Annotated in this window: 4 protein-coding genes; all 4 read left to right on the top strand. The window is 70.6% G+C overall.

From position 1 onward, the window contains the following. Positions 1–832 (top strand): phosphoglycerate kinase (pgk, locus tag VM840_02290; protein ID HVL80405.1); only part of this gene is annotated, 832 nt, incomplete at its 5' end. Then, the gene (tpiA, locus tag VM840_02285) at positions 829–1,593 is read left to right on the top strand and encodes a triose-phosphate isomerase (protein HVL80404.1); all 765 of its coding nucleotides are present in this window, start codon (positions 829–831) and stop codon (positions 1,591–1,593) included. The genes pgk and tpiA, both read left to right, overlap by 4 nt. A 1-nt stretch (position 1,594) precedes the next feature. Then, entirely contained in the window at positions 1,595–2,863 is a 1,269-nt protein-coding gene (locus VM840_02280) for an alkaline phosphatase family protein (protein HVL80403.1), read from the top strand. A 23-nt stretch (positions 2,864–2,886) separates the two neighbouring features. Next, a partial coding sequence (gene secG, locus VM840_02275; GenBank protein HVL80402.1) for a preprotein translocase subunit SecG occupies positions 2,887–3,017 on the top strand: 131 nt, incomplete at its 3' end.

Genomic DNA, 3,017 nt, shown 5'->3' with positions numbered 1-3,017 from the left:
GTTCAACCCCGGGGAGACCTCCAACGACCCGGGGTTCGCGGGGGGGCTCGCCTCCCTGGGCGACCTCTACGTCAACGACGCCTTCGGCGCCTCGCACCGCGCCCACGCATCGATAGTCGGCATCCCGGAGCGCATCCCCGGGTGCGCCGGTTTCCTGCTCTCGGAGGAGATAGACACGCTCAGCGGTTTCCTGAACGACCCACCCCGGCCCTTCGTGGTCGTGCTCGGGGGAGCCAAGGTCGCGGACAAGCTGGGGGTCGTGCGCAACCTGCTCGGCCGGGCCGACCGGATCCTCGTCGGAGGAGGCATGTGCTTCACCTTCCTGCGGGCGCAGGGACACGACGTCGGACGCTCGCTCGTCGACGAGGCCAGCCTGGACGAGGTATCCCAGGTCCTCGCCGAGGCGGACGGGCGCATCATGCTCCCGACCGACGTCGTGGTGGCCGACTCGGCCCAGGCCCAGGACGGTGAGCGCGTGGGCGTCGACGCGATCCCGGCGGGGTCCATGGGCCTGGACATCGGCCCCGGTTCTTCGAAGCGCTTCGCCGATGTGGTGACCGATGCGGCCTCGCTGTTCTGGAACGGCCCGATGGGGGTCTTCGAGAACCTCGCGTTCGCCATGGGCACGCGCGCCCTGGCGCAAGCGGTAGCGATCTGTGAGGGGTACACGGTCACGGGCGGGGGGGACACCGCGGCCGCGCTCGCCTCGGTCGGCCTCGAGGCCGAGGTCGATTTCATGAGCACGGGCGGGGGCGCGTCGCTCGAGTTCCTGGAGGGCCGCAGCCTCCCGGGGATCGAGGCGCTGATGGAGCACGGAAAGGACCGCGCATGACCCGCAAGCCGATCGTCGCCGGCAACTGGAAGATGAACAAGACGCACACGGAGGCGCTCTCGCTCGTCCAGACGCTCTCCTACGAGCTGGGGGAGAAGGACTACGAGAGGGCGGATGTCGTCGTCTGTCCTCCGTTCACCGCCCTCCGTACGGTCCAGCTCGTACTGGAGGAGGACCACATCCCGATAGACCTGGGGGCGCAGAACCTGCATTGGGAGGACGAGGGAGCGTTTACGGGCGAGATATCAGGGGCGTTCCTCGCGTCTCTCCACTGCCGGTACGTGATCGTGGGGCACTCGGAGCGCCGGACCTACTTCGGGGAGACCGACGAGACCGTGAACAAGAGGGTCCAGGCCGCCTACCGCCACGACCTCATCCCGATCGTGTGCGTCGGCGAGACCGCGGACGAGCGCGACACCGGACGCACGGAGGAGGTCGTGGGACAGCAGGTCCGCGACGGCCTCCGCGGCCTCACGAAGGACCAGTTCGCCCGGCTCGTCGTCGCGTACGAGCCCGTCTGGGCCATCGGGTCCGGTCGAACGCCCACCCCCGAGGAGGCGAACGAGACGATCGGAGCGATACGGCGCGTCCTCGCCGAGGTGGGTGGCGACGGCGCGGCGCAGGGCATCCGCATCCAGTACGGGGGGAGCGTGAGCGCGGGCAACATCGCCACGTTCATGGCCCAGCCAGAGATCGACGGCGCCCTCGTCGGGGGCGCCTCCCTGGACCCGAGGTCGTTCGCGATGATCGTGAGGTTCTGACATGCCACGCAAGATCCTGTACGTGATCCTGGACGGCCTGGGCGACGACCCGGTCCCGAGCCTGGACGGACGCACCCCCCTCGCCGCCGCCCGGACGCCCAACCTCGACGCGATCGCGGCGAAGGGACGTTCGGGTCTCGTGACGACGGTGGCCCCCGATATCGCTCCCGAGTCCGATATAGCGGTCTTCTCGATCCTGGGGTACGACCCCGAGAAGCAGCACGCCGGGCGGGGTCCGCTCGAGGCGCTCGGGTCGGGCATCGAGATGCGCGACGGCGACGTGGCTTGGCGCGCCAACTACGCGACCGTGGACGAGAGAGGCACGATCGTCGACCGCCGCGCCGGCCGGGACCTCTCCGACGACGAGGCGCGGGCGCTCGCCGAGGCCCTCAACGAGGCGGTCTCGCTCGAGGGCGGGTCGGCGACCTTCAAGGCGACCTCGGAGCACCGGGGGGTCCTGCACCTGCGCGCGGCCCGGCCGATGTCGGGAGAGATCTCCAACACCGACCCCGCCTACGAGCGGCGTGGGGCGCTCGGCGTCGCGCTCGAGACCTTCGACCCGTACCCGCTCGAGGCGCGCGCGCTCGATCCGACCGACGGGGGGGCCGTCCTGGCCGCGGAGCTCACCAACCTGTGGAGCAAGGCGTCACGCGACGTCCTCGGCTCCCACCCGGTGAACTCAGCCCGGTCGGCGCGCAACCGACCGCCCGCCAACATCGTCCTGGTGCGCGACGCCGGCGACCACATCCCGGTCGTCCAGTCGTTGAAGGAGCGCTTCGGGATGGACTGGGCCTGCTTCGCCGAGATGCCCGTCGAGATCGGAATCTCCAGGGTCACCGGGATGACTCCCGTCCTAGTGTCCGCGTCGGGGACCGACCCCGACGCGTACGCCCGCCTGGCCACCCAGACCCTCGAGACGCTGGGGGGGTACGACGGCCTGTACGTGCACATCAAGGGTCCGGACGTCCCCGCCCACGACGGGCGCGCAGAGGACAAGCGGGACAGCATCGCCGCCATCGACGAAGGCTACTTCGGGACCGTCCTGCCCGAGCTCGACCCGGACACGGTCCTGGCCGTCACCGCCGACCACTCGACGTCCTGTGTGCGCAAGGCCCACACGGCCGACCCCGTCCCCCTCGTCGTGGCCGGGCCCGGCATCAGCGCGGACGGCGTGACCCTGTACTCGGAGGCGGCGGCCGCGGACGGCTCCCTCGGGCACCTGAGAGGGGTGCAGGTGCTCCCCCTGCTCGTGGAGATGGCCCGCGGGTGAGCGCAGACGGGTAGGATACGGCCATGATCGATTGGGCCCTCGTGGTCGTGCACGTCATCGTCTCGCTCCTGCTGATGGCGCTCATCCTGCTGCATTCCGGTCGCGGGACCGGGCTCTCCGACGTCTTCGGCGGAGGCGGGGGAGCGCTGGGAGG

Source organism: Actinomycetota bacterium (genome assembly GCA_035540895.1).
GTDB lineage: Bacteria > Actinomycetota > JAICYB01 > JAICYB01 > JAICYB01 > DATLFR01.
This window is presented reverse-complemented; position numbering and strand designations above follow the sequence as displayed.

Bases quoted from the DNA above. Each gene is read 5' to 3' on its own strand.
- VM840_02280 (HVL80403.1), top strand. From the start codon at position 1,595: ATGCCACGCAAGATCCTGTACGTGATCCTGGACGGCCTGGGCGACGAC.
- tpiA (HVL80404.1), top strand. From the start codon at position 829: ATGACCCGCAAGCCGATCGTCGCCGGCAACTGGAAGATGAACAAGACG.